The 26,255-nt window shown below is 60.2% G+C and carries 20 protein-coding genes and 3 pseudogenes; 14 read left to right on the top strand and 9 right to left on the bottom strand.

What is annotated here, in order from left to right; translation table 11 throughout:
• Window positions 1-56: 56 nt before the first annotated feature.
• The 3 genes and pseudogenes from M3436_06195 to M3436_06185 form a co-directional block, all read right to left on the bottom strand.
• A pseudogene (locus tag M3436_06195) lies at window positions 57-416 on the bottom strand (NirD/YgiW/YdeI family stress tolerance protein).
• A gap of 234 nt (window positions 417-650) precedes the next feature.
• Window positions 651-1,994, bottom strand: a complete 1,344-nt coding sequence (locus M3436_06190) for an ATP-binding protein (protein ID MDQ3563730.1) — start codon at window positions 1,992-1,994, stop codon at window positions 651-653.
• Entirely contained in the window at window positions 1,991-2,659 is a 669-nt protein-coding gene (locus M3436_06185) for a response regulator transcription factor (protein MDQ3563729.1), read from the bottom strand. The genes M3436_06190 and M3436_06185 overlap by 4 nt, the downstream gene beginning before the upstream one ends.
• Window positions 2,660-2,875: 216 nt before the next feature.
• Here M3436_06185 and M3436_06180 point away from each other — a divergent pair.
• From M3436_06180 to M3436_06145, 8 genes and pseudogenes are all read left to right on the top strand, one after another.
• Window positions 2,876-3,470 (top strand): annotated as a pseudogene (locus M3436_06180) (DsbA family protein).
• Window positions 3,471-3,579: 109 nt separating this feature from the next.
• A complete protein-coding gene (locus M3436_06175) occupies window positions 3,580-4,437 on the top strand; it encodes an NAD(+) kinase (protein ID MDQ3563728.1) in 858 nt (285 codons plus the stop codon).
• A gap of 221 nt (window positions 4,438-4,658) precedes the next feature.
• Window positions 4,659-6,386 carry a DNA repair protein RecN gene (gene recN / locus M3436_06170; GenBank protein MDQ3563727.1) on the top strand — a complete coding sequence of 576 codons (1,728 nt, stop codon included), beginning with the start codon at window positions 4,659-4,661 and terminating at the stop codon, window positions 6,384-6,386.
• Between the two features lie 130 nt (window positions 6,387-6,516).
• Window positions 6,517-8,673 (top strand): adenosylcobalamin-dependent ribonucleoside-diphosphate reductase, encoded by a 2,157-nt coding sequence (locus M3436_06165; protein ID MDQ3563726.1) that lies wholly within the window; start codon window positions 6,517-6,519, stop codon window positions 8,671-8,673.
• Window positions 8,674-8,692: 19 nt separating this feature from the next.
• On the top strand, window positions 8,693-9,370 hold the full coding sequence (locus tag M3436_06160) for an NrdJb (protein ID MDQ3563725.1): 678 nt from the start codon (window positions 8,693-8,695) through the stop codon (window positions 9,368-9,370).
• 110 nt (window positions 9,371-9,480) lie between these two features.
• Window positions 9,481-9,684: an SfiI family type II restriction endonuclease gene (locus M3436_06155; GenBank protein ID MDQ3563724.1), complete on the top strand. Its 204-nt coding sequence runs from the start codon at window positions 9,481-9,483 to the stop codon at window positions 9,682-9,684.
• A gap of 2 nt (window positions 9,685-9,686) precedes the next feature.
• Window positions 9,687-10,670, top strand: coding sequence for a site-specific DNA-methyltransferase (locus M3436_06150; protein ID MDQ3563723.1), 984 nt, complete (start codon window positions 9,687-9,689; stop codon window positions 10,668-10,670).
• Window positions 10,671-10,700: 30 nt separating this feature from the next.
• Window positions 10,701-11,138 (top strand): Uma2 family endonuclease, encoded by a 438-nt coding sequence (locus tag M3436_06145; GenBank protein ID MDQ3563722.1) that lies wholly within the window; start codon window positions 10,701-10,703, stop codon window positions 11,136-11,138.
• Between the two features lie 31 nt (window positions 11,139-11,169).
• Here the strand turns inward: M3436_06145 and M3436_06140 are convergent, their stop codons facing one another.
• Window positions 11,170-11,589, bottom strand: coding sequence for a DUF488 family protein (locus M3436_06140; protein ID MDQ3563721.1), 420 nt, complete (start codon window positions 11,587-11,589; stop codon window positions 11,170-11,172).
• Window positions 11,590-11,724: 135 nt separating this feature from the next.
• Window positions 11,725-11,874, bottom strand: a complete 150-nt coding sequence (locus tag M3436_06135; protein MDQ3563720.1) for a hypothetical protein — start codon at window positions 11,872-11,874, stop codon at window positions 11,725-11,727.
• Here M3436_06135 and bfr point away from each other — a divergent pair.
• The 6 genes and pseudogenes from bfr to M3436_06105 all read left to right on the top strand — a co-directional run bounded on the left by bfr (window position 11,803) and on the right by M3436_06105 (window position 19,151).
• Window positions 11,803-12,226, top strand: a pseudogene (gene bfr, locus M3436_06130) (bacterioferritin). The gene M3436_06135 and the pseudogene bfr overlap by 72 nt on opposite strands.
• 274 nt (window positions 12,227-12,500) lie before the next feature.
• Window positions 12,501-12,698 carry a (2Fe-2S)-binding protein gene (locus tag M3436_06125; protein ID MDQ3563719.1) on the top strand — a complete coding sequence of 66 codons (198 nt, stop codon included), beginning with the start codon at window positions 12,501-12,503 and terminating at the stop codon, window positions 12,696-12,698.
• Window positions 12,699-12,931: 233 nt separating this feature from the next.
• A complete protein-coding gene (locus M3436_06120; protein ID MDQ3563718.1) occupies window positions 12,932-15,271 on the top strand; it encodes a TonB-dependent receptor in 2,340 nt (779 codons plus the stop codon).
• Window positions 15,272-15,362: 91 nt separating this feature from the next.
• On the top strand, window positions 15,363-16,370 hold the full coding sequence (locus tag M3436_06115; GenBank protein ID MDQ3563717.1) for a Fe(3+) ABC transporter substrate-binding protein: 1,008 nt from the start codon (window positions 15,363-15,365) through the stop codon (window positions 16,368-16,370).
• Window positions 16,370-18,085, top strand: a complete 1,716-nt coding sequence (locus tag M3436_06110; GenBank protein MDQ3563716.1) for an iron ABC transporter permease — start codon at window positions 16,370-16,372, stop codon at window positions 18,083-18,085. Before M3436_06115 ends, M3436_06110 begins: the two co-directional genes overlap by 1 nt.
• Window positions 18,069-19,151, top strand: coding sequence for an ABC transporter ATP-binding protein (locus M3436_06105; protein MDQ3563715.1), 1,083 nt, complete (start codon window positions 18,069-18,071; stop codon window positions 19,149-19,151). The genes M3436_06110 and M3436_06105 overlap by 17 nt, the downstream gene beginning before the upstream one ends.
• 18 nt (window positions 19,152-19,169) lie before the next feature.
• Here the strand turns inward: M3436_06105 and M3436_06100 are convergent, their stop codons facing one another.
• The 4 genes from M3436_06100 to M3436_06085 all read right to left on the bottom strand — a co-directional run bounded on the left by M3436_06100 (window position 19,170) and on the right by M3436_06085 (window position 25,788).
• Window positions 19,170-21,983, bottom strand: a complete 2,814-nt coding sequence (locus M3436_06100) for an AMP-binding protein (protein ID MDQ3563714.1) — start codon at window positions 21,981-21,983, stop codon at window positions 19,170-19,172.
• Between the two features lie 410 nt (window positions 21,984-22,393).
• Window positions 22,394-23,902, bottom strand: a complete 1,509-nt coding sequence (locus M3436_06095) for an aldehyde dehydrogenase family protein (GenBank protein MDQ3563713.1) — start codon at window positions 23,900-23,902, stop codon at window positions 22,394-22,396.
• 59 nt (window positions 23,903-23,961) lie between these two features.
• Window positions 23,962-24,693 (bottom strand): hypothetical protein, encoded by a 732-nt coding sequence (locus M3436_06090; protein ID MDQ3563712.1) that lies wholly within the window; start codon window positions 24,691-24,693, stop codon window positions 23,962-23,964.
• A gap of 279 nt (window positions 24,694-24,972) precedes the next feature.
• Complete coding sequence (locus M3436_06085; protein MDQ3563711.1) at window positions 24,973-25,788, bottom strand: hypothetical protein; 816 nt, start codon at window positions 25,786-25,788, stop codon at window positions 24,973-24,975.
• Between the last annotated feature and the right edge of the window lie 467 nt (window positions 25,789-26,255).

The raw sequence follows: 26,255 nt of genomic DNA, 5'->3' as shown, positions 1-26,255 counted from the left end.
GGCCTGGCGGCAATGTCGCGATCGCTTTTATCGAAGGTCTCATGGCCGCGCACGACCTACTGGACCAGCGTGACCGTATCTACGTCGAATTCCGGAGAGCCGATCAAGTCCTTATCGAAATCGCCGATCAACTCGACTTCGGTTTTGGCATCGATAGGCTGCTGCGCCGGAAGATCCTCATCGTCGATTTCCACAGTAATTTCACCGCTGCCGTCGGAGAACAGATACTTTTCGTCGCCGATGCGCTTGACAAGGTTGCCGCGCAACGTCGCGTATTGATCGTCCTTTCCCTAGGCGAGCAATTCCTTGACGGTGATCGGAGCGGCGGCGGGGCCGGTGTACTGGGCTTGCGCCAGCGTGACGCTACCGGTAACGGCAGCGATAGCAAGCAGGCTGATGGTTTTTTTGACGTTCATGGTGATCTCCTGAGTGAAAGAATTTGTCCAGCCCGCATCGGGCATGAGTCATTAGAACAAAGCGGGATTAAGACAAACTTAAGAGATCGCATGCCCCCGTCATCGCCCGCGCCGTCATTGCCGAACTGCGCGCAGTGTGAGGGAAATGTGCTGTCATTGCCGCGCACGGGAATCAAGCGCGGTTGCCAGACTGAAATTGGTGCTGGTTTGCCGGTATGAAGCTGAAGCAAAACCCTAAACTGAAAACGAGGCACGCGGAAAGCTGAGCCGCACTGTCAGACCGGTGCCGTCGAGCCCATCCGCAAAGATGAGAGTGGCCTCGTGCCGATCGGCGATGCGCTTGACGATCGACAGCCCAAGGCCGCTGCCCGGCGCGCCGCTACCAAGCACGCGATAGAAACGATCGGCGAGGCGCACGCGTTCGTCGAGCGGCACGCCGGGGCCGTTATCACTGACTACCAGTTCCATAGTGGAAGGCATCTTGTGCGCTGTCACTTGTACGCGGCTTCCCGGCGGACAATAGCGGATTGCGTTGTCGATCAGATTGCGCAGGGCGATGCGCAGCAGTTCCGTATCGCCGTCAATTTGTTCAGCGTGGCAGCGACATTCTAACATCATGGCCTTGGCCGCTGCCGCTGCGCGCGCCGTTTCGCACACTTCCGCAAGCAGAGGTGCGAGCGGTACCTGCGTGCGTACGCGCTGCCCCGGCTCGTCATGATCCAGCCTGGCCAGCACCAGCAACTGCGCGACCAGCGCGGTGATACGGTCGATGTCGTCACGCAGTTTTTGCAGCGACGCGCCCTCGCCCGATTGCTGGCGTTGCATCAACTGCACCTGCGTGCGCAGGGCAGCGAGCGGCGTGCGCAGCTCGTGCGCGGCATCGGCAGTGAAACGGCGTTCACCGATTAGCGCCGCGTTGAGACGTGCGAGCAGGCTATTGAGCGCGGAGATGACAGGCAGGAGTTCAGAGGGCTCCCTGTCCGTCGCCAGTGGCGTTAAATCGTTCGGCGACTTTCTGGCGATCACGCGCGCGGTATGCTGCAAAGGGCGCAGCAAATACCAGATCGCGAACCAGCTTACCAGCGCCAGGAGCAGCAATAGCGCCAGCGCCGGCAACAGCAGGTCCTCCGCCAGATCTTCGAGGATTTCGAGCCGCGATTCGTCCTGCTGGGCGACCTGAATATCGAAGCCGGCAACTGGATTTTGTAACACGTAAACTCGCCAGGGGCCGCTGTCGGCATAACCGTCGTCATCGCTGCCAGCAGCAACGAAAGGCTGTTGCGGCGCGCCCGCCGTGCGGCGTATCACACGCCCGTCAACGATGATCTGGTAGTGCATACGGACCCGCCTTTTTGCGTCAGCCGGCACTATTTCGACAAGCGTCGCTGCGGCCCGTGGATCATCAATCGTCGCCATGATCAGATGTGCGGTTTCCTTCAGCCCATCGTCGAACACGTCGCCGGTTTCGTCCCAGGCAACGTCGATCATGACGGCGACGCTTGACAGCCACAGCAGCGAACTCGCGCCGAGCACGACCGTCAGCAGCCGCCGCTGCAGCGAATAAGCTGCGGTTTTCATCGATCGCCGCGCAAGGTGTAACCGAGGTTGCGCAGCGTGACGATGCGCTCGGCGCCAAGCTTTTTGCGCAGGTGGTGGATATGGACTTCGATCGCATTGCTTTCGACTTCGTCGCCCCAGCCATACAGCGCCTCCTCGATCTGACTGCGTGTCAGGATTCGACCGGGGTTGCGCATCAGCGCGTGAAGTATTGCGAATTCACGCGCGGTCAGCGTGATCGGCTCGCCGTTCAAGGTCACGCGTTTCGCGGCTGGATCGAGCCGTACGCCATCGACGTGCAACTCGCCAACCGCCTGCGCCTGCTGCGTACCGCGCCGGATCGCGGCGCGCATGCGCGCCGACAGCTCTTCGAGATCGAATGGCTTGACCAGATAGTCGTCGGCGCCGAGATCGAGACCGGCGATACGATCGGCCAGCGTATCGCGAGCGGTGACGATCAATACCGGGACCGCATTGCCATGCGCGCGTAACGCAGCCAGCAGGCTGTCGCCCGATAGTCTGGGCAGGCCGCGGTCGAGCACCACACAGTCGTAGCTATGCGTACGCAATGCGGTGTCGGCAAGATCGCCGCGCATCACCCAATCGACCGCATAACCGTCGAGCTGGAGCCAGTTCTGCAGGTTTTCGCCAAGTGAACGATCGTCTTCCACCAAGAGGACTCGCATGGTGGTTTATGGTAACAGCGCCCGGCTTAAGCGTGCCTTAACGTATGGCGCTCGACGAAGCTAAGGCCATCAACAGAAAAGCGAGCAGAGGCGCAAAGCGATGATGCATGGTCCCTCCTTTCCAGCAGCGAATACATCTCTATTATAAAAAGTATAATAAGCGCTATTGTTGATCCCCGGCATCCCCATGACACTGCGATCGACGAGCATTTATTGATGCGCCTATACTACGTACACGATCCGATGTGCAGCTGGTGTTGGGCATTTCGTTCGGTGTGGAACGAAGTGGTTAAGCGTCTTCCGGATGGCGTCGTGACTCAACGCGTTCTCGGGGGGCTCGCCCCGGATTCCGAGGCTCCGATGCCCGCTGCGATGCGCTCGACTATCCAAGAGACTTGGCGGCGCATACAGCAGGTGGTCCCCGGCACGGAGTTTAACTTTGATTTCTGGACCCGTTGTGTGCCACGCCGCTCGACTTACCCTGCGTGCCGAGCTGTGATTACCGCGCAAAGGCAAGGGGCCTGCTACGAGGAGCCCATGATCCTCGCCAAGCCTAGTACCGGGAAGCGCGGAATCCCTCGGACGACGAGACACTCCTCGATCTTGCAACGCGTTTGGAGTTCGACGCACAGCGATTTCAAAGCGACCTGAACAGCGCCGAAACTCAATCGCTACTTAGGGAGCAGATTTGTATGTCGCGGAAGCTCGGGGCGGATGGTTTGCCAAGCTTGATCCTGGAACACAATGGATTATATGGCCGGTTGCTTACAATTATCGCGACGCTGGCGTGATTCTCGACTGTATCGGTTGATGTGAGCGGACCCTCGACTGTGAATAAATCGTCGCGGGTGGCGCCATGGTTGGCGCGGCGGGATGGACATGTTAACGTTAATCCATGCGCGCGCTGGTCTTCGATTTCGATGTTTAAGCGAGTCGGTCTCATCGCTAAAACCGGCGACGCGCGCATCCCGGATACGCTGCATACCCTCCTGTCTTTCCTCAAACGCCGGCGCCTGGAAGTTTTCTTGGACAAGAGCTGCGCGCAGCTCCTCACGGCGCCGCTTTTGACTGTGACCGAGACGTTTGTCGGTTATCCGATCGATCTCGTGATCGCCGTCGGCGGCGATGGAACACTGCTCCGAGCCGCCCACCAGATCTCCAACCACAAGGTTAGGCTGCTGGGGATCAATGTCGGGCATCTCGGCTTTCTCGCGGACATCTCCCCCGAGGAGATCCCGGAGCGGCTGGACGCGATCTTCGATGGGCAGTTTGTCGAAGAAGAACGCATGCTCCTCCAAAGTCACGTCATCCGCGCCGGAAAAACCCTCTATTCACAAGATGCCGTGAATGACGTGTTGGTGCAAAAATGGAACATCGGCCGCTTAATCACGCTCGACGTTTACGTCAATGAACAGTTCGTCCACCGGCAACGCTCCGACGGCATCATCGTGTCCACCCCCACCGGGTCCACCGCCTATGCGTTGTCATGCGGTGGTCCTATACTGCACCCGGCGATCGACGCGCTGGCCTTGGTGCCGTTGTGCCCGCATACCTTAAGCAACCGTCCGATCGTACTGAACGGCAATAGTCGCGTTGAAATCGTGGTAGGCACCCGTGAGGCCGGGCAGGCGCGCTTGACCTGTGACGGAGAAATCGGCTGCGCGCTTATCCCGGCTGACCGCGTGGTCGTGCAGAAGGCGGAACGCGCCATCCGCCTAGTCCACCCGGAGGGGCATGACCACTTCGCGACCTTACGCGCCAAGTTGCAGTGGGGCTGAGAGCTTGTGATTAAATCTACTGCGCAGCCCGCCCGCATCGTTGCGCGGTGCTCGGAATCCTCATGTATTTCCATATACACTGCGGTTGCTCGTCTCATCCTTGAGACTCGCCCCTTCGGGGCTTATGCGCCGTTTCGCTCCCGGCGAAACGGTCCTGGCGCGCCGCGCGCCTCGCGGGCGGGCGTGCTCGCTACGATTTCTTCACAAGCTCTGAGCGGCCGGTGTTAACGCACCTGCATATCGAAAATCTGGCGGTCATCGAACAATTAGACCTGGAGTTAGATCCCGGTTTCACGGTGTTCACCGGCGAGACCGGTGCCGGTAAATCGATCGTGATCGATGCGATTGGGCTGATCCTAGGCGAGCGTGCCGATCCAAGTTTGATCCGGGCGGGGCGCCCGCGGGCCTTGGTCACGGCGGCATTCGATCTGTCCGCGAAAGCCCGTGCTCTGCTGGTGGAACGGGATCTCCAAGCGAGTGATCACGAGTGCACGATCACGCGCCAATTGAGCGCCGACGGACGCACGCGCGCCTTCATAAACGGTATCGCGGTTCCCGCCCGCACCCTGCAAGAGATCGGGGAGATCCTGATCGACATTCACGGGCAGCACGCGCACCAGTCATTGCTGCGCCGTGAGATTCAGCTCGCCATACTGGACGACTTTTCCGGCGCCACGGCCGCGGCCTCGGAAAGCGCCCGTACCTTCCGAGAGTGGAAACAAATCAGCGACGAGCGACTGCGCCTTGAGCGGACGCAAGGACACGATCGCGAAGCCGAGGGCGCGCTTTTGGACTATCAGGTCCATGAGATCGAGAGACTTGGCTTTACTGCTCAGGAACTGCCGGAGCTGGAGCGCGAACACGCGCGCCTCGCTAATCTCTCACAGCTCGCCGCGAGCTGCCGGTATGCCTTGCTGGCCTTACGCGAGGACAATGACAACGCCCATGCCTTAATCAGCCGATCCGCGCGCGAGATCCGTGCGGCCGCCGCGCTCGACGAGCGTCTCGAGCCGGTCGTCGACCTGCTGGATACCGCGGCGATTCACGTCGAGGAGGCCGGCGCGACGCTCAATCGCTACCTGGACGCGATCAACCAAGGCCCCGAGCGGCTGCAGCTAGTCGAAGCGCGTATAGCGGCGCTTGCCGAAGTGGCGCGTAAACATCGAATCCCGATCGCCCAACTCCCCGTGCAGCTCGCGGAGCTTAGGGCACGGTTAGCTATTTTCAAAGGGAGCGAGGCGCGCTTGAATGAGCTTAAAGAGGCGCAAGACACGCTGCGGAGCGCCTACCAGTGCGCCGCCGCCCGGTTGCGGGAGCTAAGAAAGCAGCACGCGCCGCGGCTGGCGCGGAGAATCGCGGCCACGATGCGCACACTCGGCATGCCGCGCGGCGAGTTCGTCGTCCGCCTGGACGCCTTGGAGGATGCCGCCGCCAACGGGCAAGATCGCATCGAATTCCAGGTCACGATCAACCCCGGCCAGCCCCCGCGCCCGCTGGAGAAGGTCGCATCGGGTGGGGAGCTGTCCAGAATCAGTTTGGCCATCCAAGTCCTGGACGCCACTGCGAAGGGAGTCCCGACGCTGATTTTCGATGAAGTCGATGCCGGAATCGGCGGCGCTGTCGCTGAGATCGTCGGCCGCCATTTGCGGCAATTGGCGCAGTATCGGCAAGTCCTGTGTGTGACTCATCTGCCCCAAGTGGCGTCCCTCGGGCATCACCATTACTCGATCACAAAACATAGCGGCCAAGAAACCACCACTGTCGTGGTCGACAAACTTCACGGTCAAGGGCGGATACAGGAGCTCGCGCGCATGTTGGGGGGCATCAACATCTCCGAACAGACGCTAAGACACGCGGAGGAAATGTTGACGCATGGAAACCTTGGCGAAGTTGGGGGCGTGCAGGTAGGTACAGGGGTTACTGAAGATTTTAAAGCGACCCCTCGTTGAGCAGGCGCGTTCGGGAGGTTAAGCCCCTGTCCGGTTAATACACATAATATAGGGTTGTAAAGTTTATAAAAACGCAATATATTGTGTGTTCACTCGGATGAGTCCGATACACCATCAACGAGGGGGGAGCATGAATAAAGCGTCAATCAAGCTAATTTCCGAGGCGGCCGCGGAGGAGGTTCCTTACCAAGCCGCTTCGCTGGACATCTGGGACCGGAAATACCGCTTAAAAAAGAAAGATGGTACCGCTATCGATGCGACGATGGACGACAGCTACCAGCGGATCGCGCTGGCGCTCGCGGAGATCGAGGCGACGCCTTCGATCCGCGAGCACTGGTACGGCGAGTTTCTGTGGGCGCTGCGCCACGGGGCCATCCCGGCGGGCCGCATCGTCTCGAACGCGGGCGCCCGCGCTTATAAACCCGCCACTTCCACCATCAACTGCACGGTATCAGGCGCCATCCGCGATTCGATGGACGACATCCTCGGCAAAGTCCACGAAGCCGGTATGACCCTCAAGTCCGGCTGCGGTATCGGCTACGAGTTCTCCACCTTGCGTCCGAAGGGCGCCTATGTCTCGGGCGCCGGCGCGTATACCTCGGGTCCGCTCTCGTTCATGGATATCTACGACAAGATGTGCTTTACGGTGTCGTCCGCCGGGGGTCGGCGCGGCGCCCAGATGGCAACTTTCGATGTCGGGCACCCGGACGTCAAGGACTTTGTTCGCGCCAAGCGCGAGGACGGGCGGCTGCGGCAATTCAACCTTTCATTGCTCATCACCGATGCCTTCATGCAGGCCGTCAAGGCCAACGGCCTCTGGCCACTCGCCTTTCCGCTTAAGCAAGCGGAGCTGGAAACCGAGGATTTAGACCTCAATGACTCTAAAAAGGTGATCTGGCGCGCATGGCCGGTGACGGAAGGCTATCTCAGCAATAGCGAGGGGCAAGTCGCCTGCAAGATCTACAAAACCCTTCGCGCCCGGCATCTCTGGGATATGATCATGGCCTCGACCTATGACTATGCCGAGCCCGGTTTCATCTTGATCGATCGGGTCAACGATCTCAACAATAACTGGTTTTGCGAGACCATCCGGGCGACCAATCCGTGCGGCGAGCAGCCGCTACCGCCCTATGGATCCTGTCTGCTCGGATCGATCAATCTCACCAAGTTCGTGTGCGATCCCTTCACCGGCCAAGCGCGCTTTGATTGGGCGGAATACCGTAAAGTCGTACAGGTGTTCACGCGCATGCTCGACAACGTGGTCGAAATCAACGGCCTTCCCTTGGAAACGCAGCGCGAGGAGATCCTGCGCAAACGTCGTCACGGCATGGGGTACCTTGGACTCGGCTCGACGCTCACGATGCTGCGCATGAAGTACGGCGAGCCGGACTCGATCGCCTTCACCGAGCAGGTCACCCGCGAGATGGCCTTGGCCGGTTGGGAGATGGCCTTGGATCTCGCGCACGAGAAGGGCCCGGCGCCTATCATGGAAGAAGAGATTACCGTCACGGCCGCGATGCTGCAGCATCGCCCGGAGATGACTCGCGACGGTTACAAGGCTGGCGATGTGGTCAAGGGCAAAGTCTTGCACGCGCGCTACAGCCGCTATATGCAGCGCGTGGCCGAACTGGCGCCCGATCTCGTTAACGCCCTCGCCGAGACGGGGGCGCGCTTCACCCATCATAGCTCCATCGCACCGACCGGCACCATCTCGCTCTCGTTGGCCAATAACGCCAGCAATGGGATCGAGCCGAGTTTCGCGCACCATTATGCCCGCAACGTCATCCGCGAGCGGCGCAAGACCAAAGTGAAGATCGATGTGTATTCGTTTGAGCTCCTCGCCTATCGCCATTTCGTAGACCCCGATGCCAAGCCCAGCGCCGAGCCGTTCGCGGCGCAGTTACCGGATTACTTCGTCACCGCCGAGACCATCACCCCGCGCCAGCATGTCGACATCCAGGCGGCGGCGCAGCGCTGGATCGATTCCTCGATCTCGAAGACCGCGAACATACCCCCCGATTTCCCCTTCGAGGATTTCAAAGACATCTATCTCTATGCCTACGAGCAGGGTCTCAAGGGCTGCACGACCTTTCGTTTCAATCCGCAAGCCTTCCAGGGGGTCTTGGTCAAGGATCAGGATCTTGAAAACACCCTCTATCGCTTTATTCTGGAGGACGGCACCGTCGAGGAAGCCAAGGGCAACGAGGACATCGAGTACGACGGTGAGATCCACACGGCCGCCAACCTTTTTGACGCCCTCAAAGAAGGCTACTATGGTAAATTCTAATGAGCGAGGACTTCAGCCCATGACTAAGAAATTCGACCAGCGCATCGTCAAATACAGCGTCGTCACTGCCGAAACCTCGGCTGCGAAAGAGCCGCAGGATAATGTGATCCAGATGCATGAGAAGGTCGAGCGCCCCGAGATGCTGCTGGGCTCAACCTACAAGATCAAGACCCCCCTTTCCGAGCACGCGCTCTATGTGACCATCAACGACATCGTGCTAAACGAAGGCACGGCGCACGAGCTGAGGCGGCCTTTCGAGCTTTTCATCAACTCCAAGAACATGGATCATTTCCAGTGGATCGTCGCGCTCACCCGCATCGTATCCGCCGTCTTCCGCAAGGGCGGCGATGTTACTTTCCTGGTCGAAGAGCTGCGTTCGGTGTTCGATCCGAAAGGGGGTTATTTCAAGAAAGGCGGGCGCTTCATGCCCTCGCTAGTCGCCGAGATCGGGGACGTGCTCGAAAGCCACCTGCGGATGATCGGCTTGCTCAAGGACAACAAGCCCGATGCGCATCAGAAAAAACTCATCGACGAGAAGCGCGCCGAGTATCAGCGCTCACAACAACTGAGTGGACCATCCGCTGCGGATGAATTTCCCGGCGACGCCGAGCTGTGCGCGAAATGCCACACCAAGGCCATGGTGCAGATGGACGGCTGCTTGACCTGTCTCAACTGCGGGGAGTCGAAGTGCGGGTGAGTGGGGACTTATCTACGATATTATTGGCGCACTATCATTAGGAGGCGCATGCAATCGGTACGGGCAAAGATGTACCACCTTATCGTCTTTTAAAGCTCACGCTTGTAGCTATCCCTAATGGCCGCCTTCAAGATCGCTACAATCCAGACCATGTTGAAACGATTTGGATGGCAGGACGTAATGCGCCTTCACGAGGAGAGGATTTTCGCGTCCGCCTGAGCTTTTCGGCTCTGGGCGAGAAAGCACGCTGGCGCGTCCAGACTATTGAGTATGACACAAATAATAAATGCATCTTGGCAACTTCGAACGGCTAACAATGTACACGCCTAACGATATTTATGAAGGCGATGCGCGGAACATCGCCGATAATATAACGCATGAGTCCGTTGCTCTAAGTGTGTGGTCGCCGCCGTATCATGTCGGCAAGGAGTATGAGAGAGATATGTCTTTCCTAGAGTGGAAGAACCTCCTCGGGCGTGTTATAGCGAGTCATGCAGGAGTCTTAAAACCAGGCGGTTTCCTAGTCGTTAATATCGCCGATATCCTGTGCTTCAAAGATCCGAGCATTCCGAGAATAATGGCTGAGAATGTATCGAGGCGAAAGCGGTCGGATATCACACGGGAAATGGTCTTGGAGGCGTTGGCGCAAAACCCAGGTGCAAGTCGCCATAAAATAGCGAAATTATTGGGTTGTAGTGAACAAACCGTCGACCGAAGGTTAAAGGGAAACAATATCCGTGGCGGGAAGTATGAGACACAGACTCGTGTGAAGCTTGTGTGCGGCCTATTAGAAGAGTTTGCTTATGATTCCGGGCTTTACCTTTATGACCGTCGCGTTTGGGTAAAGGACGCCGCATGGGAGAATTCCCGGTGGCACACGATGAGCTACCGCGCGGTCGATGAATTTGAGCACCTGCTGTATTTCTGGAAACCTGGAATTACAAAAGTAGACAAAACGCGCTTGGCAAGAGATGAATGGGTTGCTTGGGGTTCCAGGGGAATATGGACGATCCCGTCGGTTCGCGCGAATGACGACCATGAAGCAAAGTTCCCACTTGAGGTACCGCGCAGGGTCATTCAGCTACTGACAGACCGGGATGACCTGGTGTTAGATTGTTTTGCTGGAAGTGGCACCTCAGGTGTCGCTGCAATTCTTGAGCGTAGACGCTTTCTTGGGATTGAAATCAACCCAAGTTACGTTCATCTCGCACGGAAGGCACTCAGAGCGGCTCAAGACCAAATGAGGCAAGAGTCACTCGACTTGAGAATCGCGCAAACCTCCCTACGGTATGTTGCATAAGGCAAAGAGGTTGCCGTCACCACCGTGTTGATGGCGCCCATTGGAAGCCAGCACGCCGCTTACGTCGCCCGCTTACAGAAACTTCTTGAACGTAGCGCGGGGGACCAAGCGATTATCTGGATACAGAATCCGGTGGTCTTGAATGATCAATCCGAACCAGAACCTGATATCTGTTTACTCCGGCCTCGAAGGGATTTTTACGCATCCGCCCACCCGCATCCCGCCGACGTACTGCTGATCATCGAAGTAGCCGATACCTTGGCCTACGATCGCGACGTTAAACTTCCGCTTTATGCGCGGCAGGGCATACCCGAGGTTTGGATCGTCGATCTCGAAAACAAATGTCTGCACGTGTTCACCGGAGCCGCCGAAACCGGTTATCAACAAACTCAGACGCTCGCCGACCCGGCCGTACGCACGCTAGGGGCTTTGCCTGACTGTCCGGTCGATCTCAGCGGATTGTTTTAATCACGCGTTACCGCTGGAGCGCCACGAAAGCTTACCGAGGGGACGCGTCTTGAATGAGCGGCGCGAGGAGACTCCGATGACAGATCCGGTAGTCGGGGCAAGCGCACAGCAAGGTGAACGTCACCCCGAAATCGCGCTGCAGAGAGGCTAGAAATTCGATCAGGCTCCGCTGCCCGCGCATCTCACTCAGATACCGGCGGCTATAGGTTTTCCAGAATTTCGCGATTTCCCGTTCAAAGCGCACGGGGTCGCGCGACTGCCACCGTGCTTCGATCGCGCGCTTATTACCGTGGTACCAATGCACGAGCGGCAGCGTGGGCGCGAGCTGCGGCACCCAGGCATGCGCGCGCGATTTCGCGATGCCGCGCGGATAACGCCGCATGATGATCAACCGGCAACCGTCTTCTGACTCAGACGGATCGTAGACCGTCTTGGTAAAGTGGATTGCCATAAACGCGTTTTGAAAGAGCGTGGATTTTTCTGTGGTTGTCCATCGGGGCGGGGCGTACGGTCTGCGTACCGGAGTGGGACGGGCCCGACCACTGTAACACGCGACCATCTGCCTAGCACGCAAGCCGGCGGGGGGTTAGAATTCCGGGTAGGCGAGTTTCAGGGGAACCACATGAAAAGCGATGCCAAGGTACTCGAGTACCTCAACCGGGTGCTGAAAAACGAGATCACCGCCATCAACCAGTACTTCCTGCACGCGCGGGTGTTCAAGAACTGGGGCTTCCATGCAATGTGCGAATACGAGCACAAGGCATCGGTGGATGAGATGAAGCACGACAGATACACTCATCAAGCGCGTCCTGTTCCTCGAAGGCCTGCCGAACCTGCAGGACATCGGCAAGCTCATGATCGGCGAAGACGTGCAGGACATGCTCGCCTGCGATCTCAAGCTCGAGATGAGCTCGCTGCCGGTCCTGCGCGAGGCGATCGCCTGCTGTGAAACGACGCAGGACTACCTCTCGCGGCAGATCCTTACGACGATCCTGGACGGCGAGGAGGAGCACATCGATTGGCTGGAGACACAGTTGGAGCTGATCGATAAGGTCGGACTACCCAACTACCTGCAATCCAAGCTGTAGGCCCTCGGGACTGGGCGTAGGCGCCCCGACCGGACGGCATGTCATCGATCGCGGGCCCCCGTTGTTCCGTTCACTCGCGCCCCACCGGCAGTAGAATCCTACCCTGATTCCGATGGTCTCGTGGTACCGGGGATCCCCCGGCCAGGGGCGTGCCATGTCCCATGAACTGGCACTTGTTTTGCCCGTGAACTTATGAAAGTCTAGCTGTTGCGAATCGTTCTCATTCGCGCTACTATTCCTTTTGTGGGTCCACTGGGTCGTCACGAGCAAGCTTATGATCATCTGCATCTGTCACCGGGTGAGTGAACGCGATATCGATAATGCGATCGGCGAGGGGGCCAACTCGTTGCGCCAGCTCAACGAATGCCTGCGGGTGGGTACCGGCTGTGGGGCCTGTGTCGAGCACGTCCGCGACTGCCTGCATCGCTGTCTCGCCGACGATCTGGCGAACATGGGGATGCAGCAGGCCTGACGCGGGCCACAGGTAGCGCCCGCTAGCCAGGCGCGAGGTCTGGCGCGCCTCAGCAAGTTCGATGTCCGCCGGGCGCCTCGTGGGCGGCCGGTGAAGCGTTCCGCGCGGACCACCCGTAGTGTTCCTAGGATAAGGCGGCAAGTGGCTTCTAGGTTTATAGTAAACGTAAATCAGAATCAGTGCTATTTAGATTACGGTCAGGCTGGGAAGTCCACCTGGCCGGGAGGGCGTATATGGGCAAGAATCCGGTAGTGCGGCTCAAGGGGAGTGGGCATCCGGCCCAGGATCATGCGAAACGCCTTGCGATCTGGTCGGCCATCGCCACCATTTCGGTCTCAGGAAACTTGGCAATTGCCCAACCAGGCGACGGAACGGATATGCGAGGCAAAGAGACTGGAGAAAGGGCCAGGCAGGAGGCGGATTTGCCGTCCGTCGAGGAAATGGTAAATCTCCCAACCATAGAAGTGATCGGAACAGAAGAACGGCTAAAGGAGATCCCGGGCTCAGGTTTCATCATCCCGCAGGAGACCCTGTACAAGAGCCATGTATTCACTACAAGCGAGGCCCTGCGCAAGGTCCCCGGCGTCAATGTCCGCGACGAGGAGGGCTTCGGCCTACGGCCCAACATCGGTATCCGGGGTCAGAATCCTACCCGATCCACCAAGACCCTGCTCCTGGAAGATGGCCTTCCGCTCTCCTACGCACCCTACGGAGATAATGCCAGCTACTATCACCCGCCGGTGGATCGCTTCGAGCGCATCGAGGTCTTGAAGGGCGCTGGGCAGATCCTCTTTGGACCGCAGACCGCCAGCGGTACTATCAATTACATCACCCCCACTCCACCCTTAAAGCCCCAAGGTTTCTTGGGCTTCACCGGGGGCAGCCGAGACTATTACAACGTCCACGCCAACTATGGCGGCACTTGGAACAGAGTTGGCGGGCTGCTGGATTACATCCATAGGCAGAGTGACGGGTCCCGTGACAACACCCATTTTGACGTCAACGACGTCAACCTCAAAGGGCTTTTCGACATCAACGAGAGGAATGCCCTGATCCTGCGGGGCAACTACTACGGAGAAGACTCTCAGGTCGGTTACACCGGGATCACCGAAGCTGAGCTGCGCAACTTTGGTATCCGTTACAACCCCTTCAAGAACGATGAATTCGACGCCAATCGTTGGGGGGCCTCCGCGACCCACGAGTTCTACCTCAACGATGACCTGACCCTCACCACCAGCTTCTACTGGACCAACTTTAGTCGCGACTTTTGGCGGCAGTCGAGCCGCACCACGGACACCCAATGCGACCCTACCCTGGTCAATGAGCGGACCTTCAGCGAGGCGAGGCAGGCGGGCCTTGCCGTCAATGTCGATGCCTGCAACTCGGTGCAGGGGCGGTTGCGTGATTACTATACCTGGGGGGTCGAGCCGCGCCTGCATGCGGCCTATAGCTTCTTCGGCATACCGAGCGAGGTGGATCTCGGCTTTCGCGCCCATTACGAAGAACAGTTCCGCGTACAGGAAAATGGCGCTTCACCCACGGCACGCGGCGGAACCCGGACCGAGGACAACGAACGTTTCGCCGACGCCTATGCGGGTTTCATCCAGAATCGCTTTATTCTGGGCGGCTGGACCGTGACCCCCGGAGTGCGGGTGGAGAGCGTAGCTTATAAGCGCAACAATCTGCTCCCGGGATCGGAGGCTCGAGGCGAAAGCGGTGTCACGGAGCCGCTCCCGGCCTTCGGCATTACGTATAACCCGGTCGACACCGCAACGCTGTTCTTTGGCTTCCATCGAGGCTTTACCCCGCCCCGTGTGGAAGACACTATTAGCAATCAGGGCAACAGCGTGGACGTGGATCCCGAAAAGAGCTGGAACTACGAGCTGGGGGTGCGTAGCCGACCCTGGAAAGGCGTGCAGCTAGACGCCACGCTGTTTCGCAACGATTTCAGCACCAATACCGTCGTCGGCAGTGTAGCAGGCGGCGATCTGCCGCTGGCGCAGGGCGAGGCCCTTTACCAGGGCACGGAATTGTTCGGGCGATTGGACTTAGGCGAGTTGCTGAGATCCCCCCACAATTTCTATGCACAAATAGCTTGGACTTGGCTCGGGGACGCGGAGCAAGAGTCTCCATTCGTGTGTCCCTTGATAAATGGCGCGGTTTCGACAAGTACCAATGCTCAGGGCGTTCCATTCTGCGATCCCGTCACGCGCGGGCTTCTGGGTTCCGGCGATGGCAGACGCGTGCCTTATGCCCCCGAGCATCTGATCACGGCCGCGGTGGGCTACTCCCATCCCATTGGGTTCGATATCAATCTGGAGACGGTGTTCGTGGACTCTCAGTTCAGCGATTTTCCCAACTCCGTGACCCCCGATCCCAGTGGCATGACCGGCGAGATCGAGGACTACACCGTCGTCAACTTGGCGGCCACCTATCGGGTGAAGCCGCTCAGCACGGACGTTTTCGTGGCGCTTAAGAACCTGTTCGACAACGAGTACATCGCGGACCGCACTCGCGGCATCGTGCCCGGCACGCCTCAGCTGGTGCAGGCGGGGCTCAGGTTTTATTTCTGATGCCTGAAACGGGGTATCCCACACACAAGGGACTGGGCTTATCGTCCTTTCCCGGACCGGGCTGATGGAGGGGTTTCCTGCGGAGCTTCTAATGCTGCGAAGAATGATTGGTCTTGGGTTGTGCTTGGGGGTTGTTGCTACCCAAGCCGCCGAGGTGAATCTCTACTCGGCCAGAGAGGAGGCCTTGATCAAACCACTGCTGGACCAATTCTCCACCGCCCACGGGACCACGGTGAATCTCGTGACCGGCGAGGCGGATGCGCTCCTCAAGCGTCTGGAGAGCGAGGGGCAAAATTCCCCGGCAGACCTGATCTTGACGACGGATGTGGGCCGCTTGCTCCGAGCCCAAGAGGCCGGGCTACTGCAACCCGTGGAATCCAAGGTGTTGCAAGAGGCCATCCCGGTCCAGTACCGGGACGCCGAACACCAGTGGTTTGGCGTCTCGCTGCGTTCCCGCGTGGTCGTCCATGCCCAGGACCGGGTCAAACCTTCAGACCTCTCCACCTACGAGGACCTGGCCGATCCCAAATGGAAGGGCAAGATCTGTGTGCGTTCCTCGAATAATGTCTACAACCAATCCCTGGTCGCCGCCATGATCGTCCATGATGGATCCAAGAAGACCGAGCAATGGGCAAGGGGTTTCGTCGCCAACTTTGCCCGCCCGCCCGCCGGCGGCGACCGGGACCAGATCAAGGCGGTGGCCGCCGGCCGGTGTAACCTGGCCTTGGTCAATACGTATTATCTTGCCGGGATGTTGAATTCTAGCGATCCGGCGGAGCAGGAGGCTGCGGGCAAGGTAGCGCTCCTGTGGCCCGATCAAGGGGGCAGAGGTGCCCACGTCAACATCAGCGGCGCGGGAGTGACCAAGGCGGCTAAAAACCGGGCCCATGCCGTGCGTCTCCTCGAGTTCATGGTCAGCGACGAGGCCCAGCGCTGGTATGCGGAGATGAATTTCGAATATCCGGTGAAGCCTGGCGCCGCCGTCAGCGCGACCTTGCAAGCTTGGGGTGAGTTCAAGGCCGACGACCTCAGCCTGAGCCTCTTGGGCAGATACAATGCGGAGGCGGTGCGCCTGATGGATCGGGCCGGTTGGAAGTGATGTTCGCCGAAGACGATAGGTTCACCGACCCATTGCGGAACACCACTGCACATCCTCCCCGTATCGCGCCCTGGGTCTTTCCAGGGCCGTGGCCAACCGGTGTCCTGCTGATCGCACTGACCCTCTCCCTGCCCCTGCTCGTCATCCTAGGGGCAGTGCTGTTTCCGGTACCGGAGGTCTGGGCTCATCTGGCGAGCACCGTGTTCGGCGATTACATCACCAACACCCTGCTGTTGATGTTTGGGGTGGGGGCCGGCACCTGTCTCCTTGGCGTGGGTCCGGCCTGGCTCACGGCCATGTGCCGTTTCCCGGGGCGGGGGTTTTTTGAGTGGGCCTTGCTCTTGCCCATGGCCATGCCTGCGTACATCATCGGCTACACCTACACCGGCCTGTTGGATTTCGCCGGCCCGGTACAGACTGGGCTCCGGCAATGGTTCGGCTACGATTACGGTGACTACTGGTTCCCCGAAATACGCTCTCTCACGGGCGCTATGCTGATGCTATCGCTGGTGCTCTACCCTTACGTCTACCTGCTCGCGCGTGCGGCCTTCCTGGAGCAGTCGGCGTGTGTGCTCGAGGTGAGCCACACGCTCGGTTGCAACGCCTGGGGGAGCTTTGCGCGCGTGGCCTTGCCCCTCGCGCGGCCGGCCGTGATCGCCGGGTTGTCCCTGGCCTTGATGGAGACGGTAGCCGACTATGGGACGGTCCAGTATTTCGGTGTGTCCACCTTCACCACCGGGATCTTCCGGACCTGGCTGGGTTTGGGGGAGCCGGTGGCGGCGGCCCAGCTCTCGGCGCTGCTCCTAATGTTCGTGTTTCTGCTTCTGAGCCTGGAAGTCTGGTCGCGGAGGCAGGCAGGTTATCATCATACCAGCAGCCGCTACCGCCCGCTGCCCCGGTATCGGCTGCGGGGATGGCGGGCGTTTGCCGCGCTCCTTGCCTGCGGCGGCCCGGTGCTGTTCGGGTTTTTGCTGCCGGGCGCTCAGCTCCTCGCCTGGGCCCTCGCCACGGCCGAGAGGATGGTCGATGCGAGCTTCGTGGCGCTGGTCTGGCACAGCGCAGCCCTCGCCCTTGCCACCGCCCTCCTGGCCTTGTTCTTGGCCCTGCTCATGGGCTATGGCAGACGCCGATACCCCAGCCTTCCCGTGCGCTTCTCGGTGCGCTGCGCAGGTCTAGGCTATGCCATCCCCGGCACGGTCGTCGCGGTGGGGGTCATGTTGCTCCTCGGCTGGACCGACAATGCCCTCGCCGGCTGGCTGCAGAAGTACTCAGGGATCTCCGCGGGGCTTCTCCTGAGTGGGACGATGACTGCGTTGGTGTTCAGCTACCTGGTGCGGTTCCTCGCCGTTTCCATGCAAACGGTGGAAGCAGGACTGGGTAAAATCGGGCGCAACATGGACGATGCGGCGCGCTCCTTGGGGCTTGGCCCGTTGGGCACCCTGCGCCGGGTACACTTGCCAATCATGCGCGGGAGCCTGCTGACCGCCGTGCTTCTGGTCTTCGTGGACGTGCTCAAGGAACTGCCGGCCACCCTGATCTTGCGACCCTTCAATTTCAATACCCTGGCCGTGCGCACCTATGAACTGGCCAACCAGGAACGCCTGGCCGACGCCTCGACGGCGGCACTGGCCATTGTGCTGGTCGGTGTCTTGCCGGTTATTCTGCTGAGCCGCTCCATCTCTCGCTCCAGACCTGGTTATGACCCGCACCCTTGAAGTGAAACGGACCTCGGTCGCCTTCGGCGATCAGGTGGTGCTGCGCGAGGTGTCGTTTGCCATGGAGAAGGGTGACATCGCCTGCTTCCTGGGACCGAGCGGCTGCGGCAAGACCTCGCTGCTCCGGGCGATCGCGGGCTTCGAGCCGCCGGCAACAGGGGAGATCTGGATCAACGGTGTCTTGATGAGCGCTCAGGACTGGCATGTGCCCACCGAGCAGCGCCGGGTGGGAATGGTATTCCAGGACTTCGCACTCTTCCCGCATCTCGGGGTGGAAGAAAACATCGCTTTTGGGATCAGAAGCTTAGGAAAGACGGACCGACAGGCCCGGGCGCGGAGTCTGATCGACCTCGTGGGGCTCCAGGGGGAGTGCAGGCGTTATCCCCACCAGCTCTCCGGCGGCCAACAGCAACGAGTGGCGCTCGCCCGGGCCATGGCCCCGCGACCTGCCGTGCTGCTCCTCGACGAGCCCTTCTCGAGCCTCGATGTAGAGTTGCGGGAGCAGATCGCCAAGGAGGTGCGAAACATTCTGAAACAGGATGGGATCACCGCCGTGCTCGTGAGCCACAATCAGATGGAGGCCTTCGCCATCGCCGACCGGATCGGCGTCATCAAGGACGGGCGGCTGCTGCAATGGGACACGGCCTACAACTTGTATCACCGCCCGGCCTGCAAGTATGTCGCGGACTTCATCGGCGAGGGCGTATTTGTGCCCGGGGTGGTCGTTGCCCCCGACCAAGTGCAAACCGAGCTAGGGACCTTCTGCGGGCGCATCCGCGCCGACCTCGGGGTGGGATGCCCGGTGGATGTGCTCATTCGTCCCGACGATGTCGTGCACGATGATGAGAGCATACTCACCGCCACGGTGCTGGACAAGGCATTTCGAGGCGCGGAATTCCTCTACACGCTGGCACTCGATAACCACGCGCGGTTGTTAAGTCTCGTTCCGAGCCACCACGATCACGCGGTACAGTCGCGCATCGGATTCCGGTTGGAGCTCGATGACCTGGTAGTGTTTGAGCGGCGGGATGACGGTCAAAATCAACCATCGGAGCGGCGACCGTAGCGTCCTGCACCCCCCTAGCTAACCCAGGTCAGGCTCGCCGCAGCGGCGGAGGATCTGCTCGCGTGCCGCATCGCGCAGGGCGACGGCGGCGTCCCAACCCTCTCCCTCGGGCCAGATCGGCTCCCCCACCGCGACCGTTATCGGGTGGCGGCGCGGGAGCCAGCTGTCCTGCGGCAGCACGGAGCGCGCGCCCCGGAGCGCGACCGGCACGACCGGCCGCCGCACCGAGGCCGCAATCGCAAAGGCGCCCATCCGGAACGGCCGCAGCCCGGCGCCGCGGCGGAACGTGCCCTCTGCAAATACCATGAGCGAGCCACCGCCGCGCGCGACCTGCTTCAATCGCTCCGTGTCCTCGGTCCCTGCCCGTGCATCGAAGCGCTCGACGAACTGGGCGCCGAGCCGCGAGAACAGAATCCGCAGCACGGGCATGCGCAGGAACTCGCGCTTGGCGACGAAGTGGAGCGGTCCGGGGAGCATCGCGATGAGCACCAGCACATCAAGAAAGCTCGTATGGTTCGCGACGAACACCCGCGGCTCGTTGACCGACAGCCGTTCGATACCCTCAGTCTGCACCGGAAGCGCCACGAGGCGCAAAAGCAGGCGAATGAGACCCCTCGTCGCTTGCCAGCGCCACTTCAGCGATGGGGTGATGAGCACGGTGACCCAGTCGATGAGCGCGACCAGCGCGAAGGCGATCCACGCATAGGCTGCGTACAGGTACGCCGCTGTGGCGCGCGCCAGGCGCGCGAGCTGTCCCGGCGCCCCGCTCAAGGCCAGCCTTGCGATCTGCAACCAGGGGGCACCCGCGGTCCGCCCGAGCTTGCCGCGCTGATAAAGCTCGCGCGTCGCGGCACGGCGGATCTTGCCACTCGAGGTCTTGAGCACGCTCTGCGGCGGTGCCAGCACCGCCTCGTCCACGGGCGTCTCGAGCAGCTCCACCGCGAGCGCGTTGATGCGCTGGCGCAGCCCTTCGAGCACCGACGGCTCGCCCTCGCGTGTCTCGGCAACCACCACCAGCCGCTCGGTGCCCCCGCCAGGGTCCGGCACGCCGAAGACCGCGACGCAGCCCTTACGGATCCCAGGCAAGCCCCCGATCGCTTCCTCCAGTGCGTGCGGCAGGATGTTGCGCCCGCCGCGGATGATCGTGTCCTTCACCCGGCCGGTGACGTAGAGGTCGCCGTCGGCGATGTAACCGAAATCGCCGCTGTCGAGCCACTCACCGTGGATCAGCCTCGCAGTCTCCTCTGGATTGCGAAAGTAACCGCGCGTCGCCGACGGGCCGTGGAACTGCAGGTGACCCACACTGCGCTCGGGCAACTCGCGATCCTCGTGGTCTACGATGCGCATCTCGTGACCGGGGAGCACCCGCCCGCAGGCGACGAATTCGAGCGCCTGCTGGTCGCCGGCACGCGCGGGCGCCGCAAGGCGCCGTTCGATGAAGGGGGCACGCTCGATTCGGTCCACGATCGGCTTTCTGCCCATCGGCGGGATCGCGAGGCCCACGGTACATTCGGCGAGCCCGAACACCGGGGCCATTGCCTCTGCGCGGAAGCCATAAGGCGCGAAGCGTTCCGTGAAGCGCCGCAGGGTGTCCGGGATCACGGGCTCCGCGCCGTTGGCCGCGAGCCGCCAGGAGCCGAGGTCCAGGCCCTCGATGTCGCGGTCCTCGATCCTGCGCAGGCAGAGCTCGAAGGCGAAGTTCGGCGCCGCGGACGCCGTCCCCCGATGGGCATGGATCGCCCACAGCCAGCGATCCGGCCGCGCCAGGAAGTCGAGCGGCGACATGAGCACGAGCAAGCCCCCGTTGTACAGGCTCCCCAGCCAGGCGCCGATGAGCCCGAGATCGTGATAGAGCGGCAGCCAGCTCACCGCCACGTCGTTCGAATCGAAGCGCGCCGCGCGCCCCCACGCCCGCAGGTTCGCCAGCAGGTTCGCGTGGGTCAGGACGACGCCCTTAGGGTTTCCCGTACTCCCGGAGGTGTATTGCAGAAACGCGACGTCATCGGCCTTGATCCGTGGCCTGAGGGCATTCGGCCGCGCCGCTTGCAGCTCGCCGACGGTGGCGATCTCGCGCAGCTCGGGCGCATGGCCCTTGAGGAGGCGCGCCGCGAGCGTCGCCTCCGGTACCGTGATGAGGATGGGCGCGAGGGAGTTGCACAGGATCCCCGCCTGCCGCTTCAGGTGATCCTCGATCTGCGACAGGCGCGCCGGCGGATAAAGCGGGACCGGAACGCCGCCCGCGAGCAGGCTGCCGAAGAAGGCGAAAAAGAACTCGAAGCCGCTCGGCAGCATGATCGTGACGGCCTGGCCCGGTACCAAACCGCGCTCGACCAGCCCGGCCGCGACCGCGCTGGCGCCGCGCCACAGCTCGCCGTAGGTGAGCGTCCGGGTCTCGTCGGCGGTGCGGTAGAAGAGGGCATGGCGGCGCTCGGGGTGCGCCTCGACGTGCCAGGAGAGCGTCTCGGTGAGGGTGCTCGCGCCTTCGGGCACCGGGAGAACGCCATCGCGGTGCTCGTCTGCCGCAACCCTGCGGCGGGCCCCGATCCGGGGACCCGCGGCCAGAAGCGCCCGCAGCAGATCGCGCAGCGTCTCCGCCGTGCCCAGCGCGTCTCCCGGCATCTCGACCGAGAAGGTGCGCTCGACCCGCGTGAGCAGCTCGACACGCGCCAGGCTGTCGAGCCCGAGATCCTTATCGAGCGAGCTGTCGAGCGTAGCCTCGGTCACGCGATGGCGACCCGCGTGCGCCTCATCCAAAAGCTCGCGCACGAGATCGACCAGCTGGGAAGCCGCCTGGCCGGCATCCGGGGCGTGAGGCCCAGGGCCCGCGTCCATCCTCATCCTCAAGCCGACCTTCGGTCTAGATCGCCCAGGGTGCTGGATTTGCGAGCGGAAGGAACCTCGTCCGTATAGTGCAATGTGCTTCCCTTTTGCTCATATTGATGATGGGTTTATCCCTCCTATCTTACTCTTACAAAACATCGGATCGACTTGTGTGCATTGTTGCAGGCTTTCTTCTAGACGCAAGCGCTTCCCGGATATGCTGCTGCGTTTCGAGAGGTCCTCGGCAGACCCGGCGGACCAAAGAGACCCAGGGCTAGGCAGACATATTAGATGGGTGCGACTCTTTTAGAACGAAGCTCAAGCGGCCCTCTGGAGCAGGCAGCGGGTCGCGGAGCTGGTGAGAAGGCGCGCTATGCCGGGGCGCTGTGCGCAGCCCGCTCGATGCCCGCTAAAAATAATTTCTACTTGCCGAACCAGCCTATCGGTTTGCCGGAAAGATCGACCCACACGCTCTTGATCTGAGTGTAAAGGTCGAGCGCGTGCTTGCCCATCTCGCGGCCGTAGCCTGATTGTTTGTAGCCACCAAAGGGTGACGCGGCATTGAACATGTTGAAGGTGTTTATCCAGATGACGCCTGCCTTGATCGCCTTTGCGAAGCGATGCGCGCGGACCAGGTCGCGTGTCCAGATCCCCGCGGAGAGGCCATAGATTGTTTGGTTGGCCTGCTTGATCAAATCGTCTTCGTCTTTGAATGTGATTACACTGGTCACGGGGCCGAATATCTCCTCCTGAGCAACGCGCATGGTGTTGTTGACGTCCGAGAAAATCGTCGGCTGGAAGAAATAGCCACGCTGAAAGCCCCCTTCAAGCTTTGGCGTCTGGCCGCCTGTTATGACACTGGCGCCTTCTTCACGAGCGATGCCGACGTAACTCTGAATCCGATCAAGCTGTTCCTGTGAAACTTGCGGGCCCATCTGAGTCGTCTTAAGGGCCGGATCACCTACGCTTACGGTCTCCGCTCTGGCTTTGAAGCGATCGAGGAATTCGTCTTTGACTCTCTCTTCAACGAAGAGCCGCGAGCCTGCGCAGCAAACCTGGCCCTGATTGAAGAAGATCCCCATCATCGCGCCGTTAACCGCTTGCTCGAGATCGGCATCCGCGAAAACGATGTTGGGCGCCTTGCCGCCAAGCTCAAGTGAAACCTTGGTGAGGTTGTCGGCGGCGGATTTAGCAATCAGTTTTCCGACTTCGGTCGAGCCGGTGAACGCTACCTTGTCGATGCCCGCATGGGAAGCGAGCGCCGCGCCTGCAGTCTCACCGTAGCCTGGGACGATGTTGACGACTCCATCAGGAAATCCCGCTTCCTGAATCATCTTTCCGAGCTCCATAGCGGTGACCGGCGTTTGTTCGGCGGGTTTTAAAACCACGGTGTTGCCGGCGGCGAGCGCGGGCGCGAGTTTCCAGGCGGCCATCAACAGAGGAAAATTCCATGGAATGATCTGCCCACAGACGCCGACCGGTTCGCGCAGAGTGTAGTTGAACATTTGGCCCGGGACAGGGATAGTTTCACCTTCGATCTTTGTCGCAAAGCCCGCGAAATATTCAAAGTTCTCGACGACTTGAGGCAAGTCGACGTAGAGAGATTCGCGAATCGGTTTGCCGTTGTCGGCAGTCTCAAGCTCTGCAAGCTCCGTCGAACGTTCTTCGATCATTTGCGAGAGCTTGTAAAGAAGACGGCCGCGATCGCGCGCGCTCATCTGTGACCATTTGCCTTCGAAGGCTCGACGAGCCGCGCTTACGGCTTTGTCAATGTCTGCTTTGTCTCCGGCTGCGACTTCGGCGAATACTTCTCCGGTCGAAGGATTCGGCGATGTGAAAGTCCTCCCCGACGCCGCATCGACCCATTTGCCGTCGATGAGCAGTTGATACTTGCGCGGAGTATGTGATTCGACTGGTTTTACAGATGACATTTTCGTGGCTCCTTAAAAAATTGACCATGCGATCGGCCCGCCGTGGCGGGGGCGGCCGGCTACGCGGCCTCCGTTTTGAGCCGCGGCGCCATCGCGATAATTTTTTTCACCACGAGATCGCGGCTGTCCTTTGCACCCGTCCATACCTGGCCTTCCTTTTTCAGTTGCTTGATCGCGGCGCGATAGGCTGAAAAGCTGACCTTTTTGATCTGGTAGGTTTTGCGAACATCCGCTTTATTGATCTCGCTATACAGCTTTACGTACGTGTCCCACTCATCGAGCTTACGCGGATCGTCTTTGGACAAGCGATCCTTGAAATCGCTAATAACGGTTAATGCCTCCTCAAAGCTTAATCCAGTTGGGGCTTTGAGATTGAAGTAGTGATAAAACTCGCGTTGTATCGGCGAAGGCGTGCGCCCCTTCTGCCGCGGCGCGCTCTTGCGATCCGCCGCGGCCGGGGTCACAGGCTCGGCGGGCTGCGGCGCCAGTCCCCGTGCGGGTAAGCCGAAGGGGCTCATCGCCGCCGCATTCGCTTTCCGGATCTCGGCTAGCACCTCGGGCATGGGCCGACCGCGACCGGCGGTCTTCAGCGGCGCGGCCGCATCACCTCCAAGCTTCACCGGTGCCGTCTTTGATTCGGGTTGGTGTTGACCGCCCACGCGTTGCTCCGGTAACGGGGCGCCGTTACTCCGCGCGTCTTTAGTTTGGTTTTCGATGAACGTTGGGTCGGCCGGCTTTTTGGTAATGATAAACACCCAAAAAAGCAGCGCGCCGAAAATACCAAGAGCCATGAATATATCCATAGTCGCTCCCCCAAGCATGTTTAACCCACGTTTTACTTGATCCATAGCGTTGGGGCGCTATGCCACTGTTGCAGCGAACAAATTTTGCGTTGAACGAGCGATACGCTACGTATCCGCCCGAAGTCTACTCGCATTCTACAAGAGCTGCCAATGAGAGTCTTTCCAATAGGGTATGAATCTGAACGGTATGTGTTTCCAACGAGATCATAGCAGCCAGGGTGATCGACATGAACGAGACGCGACTTTACTAGACCAAGCTTAGTCTAGTCATTTGCGCTTGCCACCAGTAGGAGCATCTACCCGTCCTCTCGCGACTGGACTCTCCCTCATGGGTACCTCCCCACCTTCTCCATTGGTGCGGTGCTTGTTTGGCTTGACACCCGCCTTATCGAGCCGCCGTTCCAACTCCTCGAAAAAGTCCTCATCCTCGACCCGATAGCCATCCGCATGGAGCGAGGCATCAATGGCCCGCGTCCGGCGTGTCTCACGCTCGAAGTCAGGATTGTTGAACCAGTCGTTCTTATCCATCCACTCCTGGACCTTGGGATTGACCCGCGGCTGCTGCTGGACCCCGCCCGCACCATTGCCCGCTGGTGCTCCATCGGCTTTGCGCTGCTTGCGGTATTCAAGCGCGGCAATCTCACGGATGAGCTTGGCTTCCTCGCCGGCTTTCTCGGGATCGAACTCGCCACGGATTTTCGCGAAGTGCTTGGTCTTGGCCTCGATCGCAGCGTCAATCTCATCGTCCGATCCCCCTCCTTCGGTGGGCTTTTGCCTGAGCGTCTCATTCTCGGCATTGAGCCGCTGGACCTCCGCTTCGAGGGCATCGCCCCGTGCGCGTGCTTCACGCTTGAGCCGCTGCTCGCGTTGCAGGTGACCCCGCGCGGGCTCACGCTCCGGCTGCTCATCCCCCGGTCCTTGGTCTGGCTTATCATCGGGGGTGTCAACAAACTTAATATCGATGTCCTCATCAATGCTCGGTGCCTGGCTCTGGCCACTGCCGGCAACCGCATCACCTGCCGGCTCACCGATATCGGGCTCATTATCGAGATCAGCAAAATCGGTCTCTTTACCACCCATCATTCCAACCCCTCTGGACCATCTATTGCGGGACGCGGTGATAGGGTCGTTACGCTACTCAATGCCGCTCTCGCATTAACTAATGCTGTCTGAGCCACCACGATATCCGCGATAAGTTGTTCAACAGTTTTCACTCAATTCCTCCGGCACATTGCCGTGTATGTACGCCCTTTCAATGGCAGCATGCAGGCGGCGTAACTCCTGCTGCAAATACGCCTCTGGCGCTGTACGCGCAACGAACCATAATCCTTCGTCGTCGGCCTGGTCTGAAACTATTGACAAGAAGCTAGGCAATTCCTGAGTGTCACACATAAATGCGCAAGGCTTCCGGATCCGTGGAGACCGCTAGCCCGGATTTCTCACCGATAGCCAAGAAAAAGGCCGTATCTCGTGGCATAATATGTGTTCGATCAGCATGTTATGCACAATGACGAGGACGGCCTTATGGAAACACAGTGTAACGGGTGGCG

The sequence above is a fragment of the Pseudomonadota bacterium genome (assembly GCA_030859565.1).
In the GTDB taxonomy this organism is placed as follows: domain Bacteria; phylum Pseudomonadota; class Gammaproteobacteria; order JACCXJ01; family JACCXJ01; genus USCg-Taylor.
Note: the sequence above shows the minus strand (reverse complement) of the source record. Positions and strands in the feature narration are given on the sequence as shown.

Coding starts and splice junctions, on each gene's coding strand:
- M3436_06190 (MDQ3563730.1), bottom strand. CDS start 1,994: ATGAAAACCGCAGCTTATTCGCTGCAGCGGCGGCTGCTGACGGTCGTG.
- M3436_06185 (MDQ3563729.1), bottom strand. CDS start 2,659: ATGCGAGTCCTCTTGGTGGAAGACGATCGTTCACTTGGCGAAAACCTG.
- M3436_06175 (MDQ3563728.1), top strand. CDS start 3,580: ATGTTTAAGCGAGTCGGTCTCATCGCTAAAACCGGCGACGCGCGCATC.
- M3436_06165 (MDQ3563726.1), top strand. CDS start 6,517: ATGAATAAAGCGTCAATCAAGCTAATTTCCGAGGCGGCCGCGGAGGAG.
- M3436_06160 (MDQ3563725.1), top strand. CDS start 8,693: ATGACTAAGAAATTCGACCAGCGCATCGTCAAATACAGCGTCGTCACT.
- M3436_06150 (MDQ3563723.1), top strand. CDS start 9,687: ATGTACACGCCTAACGATATTTATGAAGGCGATGCGCGGAACATCGCC.
- M3436_06145 (MDQ3563722.1), top strand. CDS start 10,701: ATGGCGCCCATTGGAAGCCAGCACGCCGCTTACGTCGCCCGCTTACAG.
- M3436_06140 (MDQ3563721.1), bottom strand. CDS start 11,589: ATGGCAATCCACTTTACCAAGACGGTCTACGATCCGTCTGAGTCAGAA.
- M3436_06135 (MDQ3563720.1), bottom strand. CDS start 11,874: ATGGAAGCCCCAGTTCTTGAACACCCGCGCGTGCAGGAAGTACTGGTT.
- M3436_06125 (MDQ3563719.1), top strand. CDS start 12,501: ATGATCATCTGCATCTGTCACCGGGTGAGTGAACGCGATATCGATAAT.
- M3436_06120 (MDQ3563718.1), top strand. CDS start 12,932: ATGGGCAAGAATCCGGTAGTGCGGCTCAAGGGGAGTGGGCATCCGGCC.
- M3436_06115 (MDQ3563717.1), top strand. CDS start 15,363: ATGCTGCGAAGAATGATTGGTCTTGGGTTGTGCTTGGGGGTTGTTGCT.
- M3436_06110 (MDQ3563716.1), top strand. CDS start 16,370: ATGTTCGCCGAAGACGATAGGTTCACCGACCCATTGCGGAACACCACT.
- M3436_06105 (MDQ3563715.1), top strand. CDS start 18,069: ATGACCCGCACCCTTGAAGTGAAACGGACCTCGGTCGCCTTCGGCGAT.
- M3436_06100 (MDQ3563714.1), bottom strand. CDS start 21,983: ATGGACGCGGGCCCTGGGCCTCACGCCCCGGATGCCGGCCAGGCGGCT.
- M3436_06095 (MDQ3563713.1), bottom strand. CDS start 23,902: ATGTCATCTGTAAAACCAGTCGAATCACATACTCCGCGCAAGTATCAA.
- M3436_06090 (MDQ3563712.1), bottom strand. CDS start 24,693: ATGGCTCTTGGTATTTTCGGCGCGCTGCTTTTTTGGGTGTTTATCATT.
- M3436_06085 (MDQ3563711.1), bottom strand. CDS start 25,788: ATGATGGGTGGTAAAGAGACCGATTTTGCTGATCTCGATAATGAGCCC.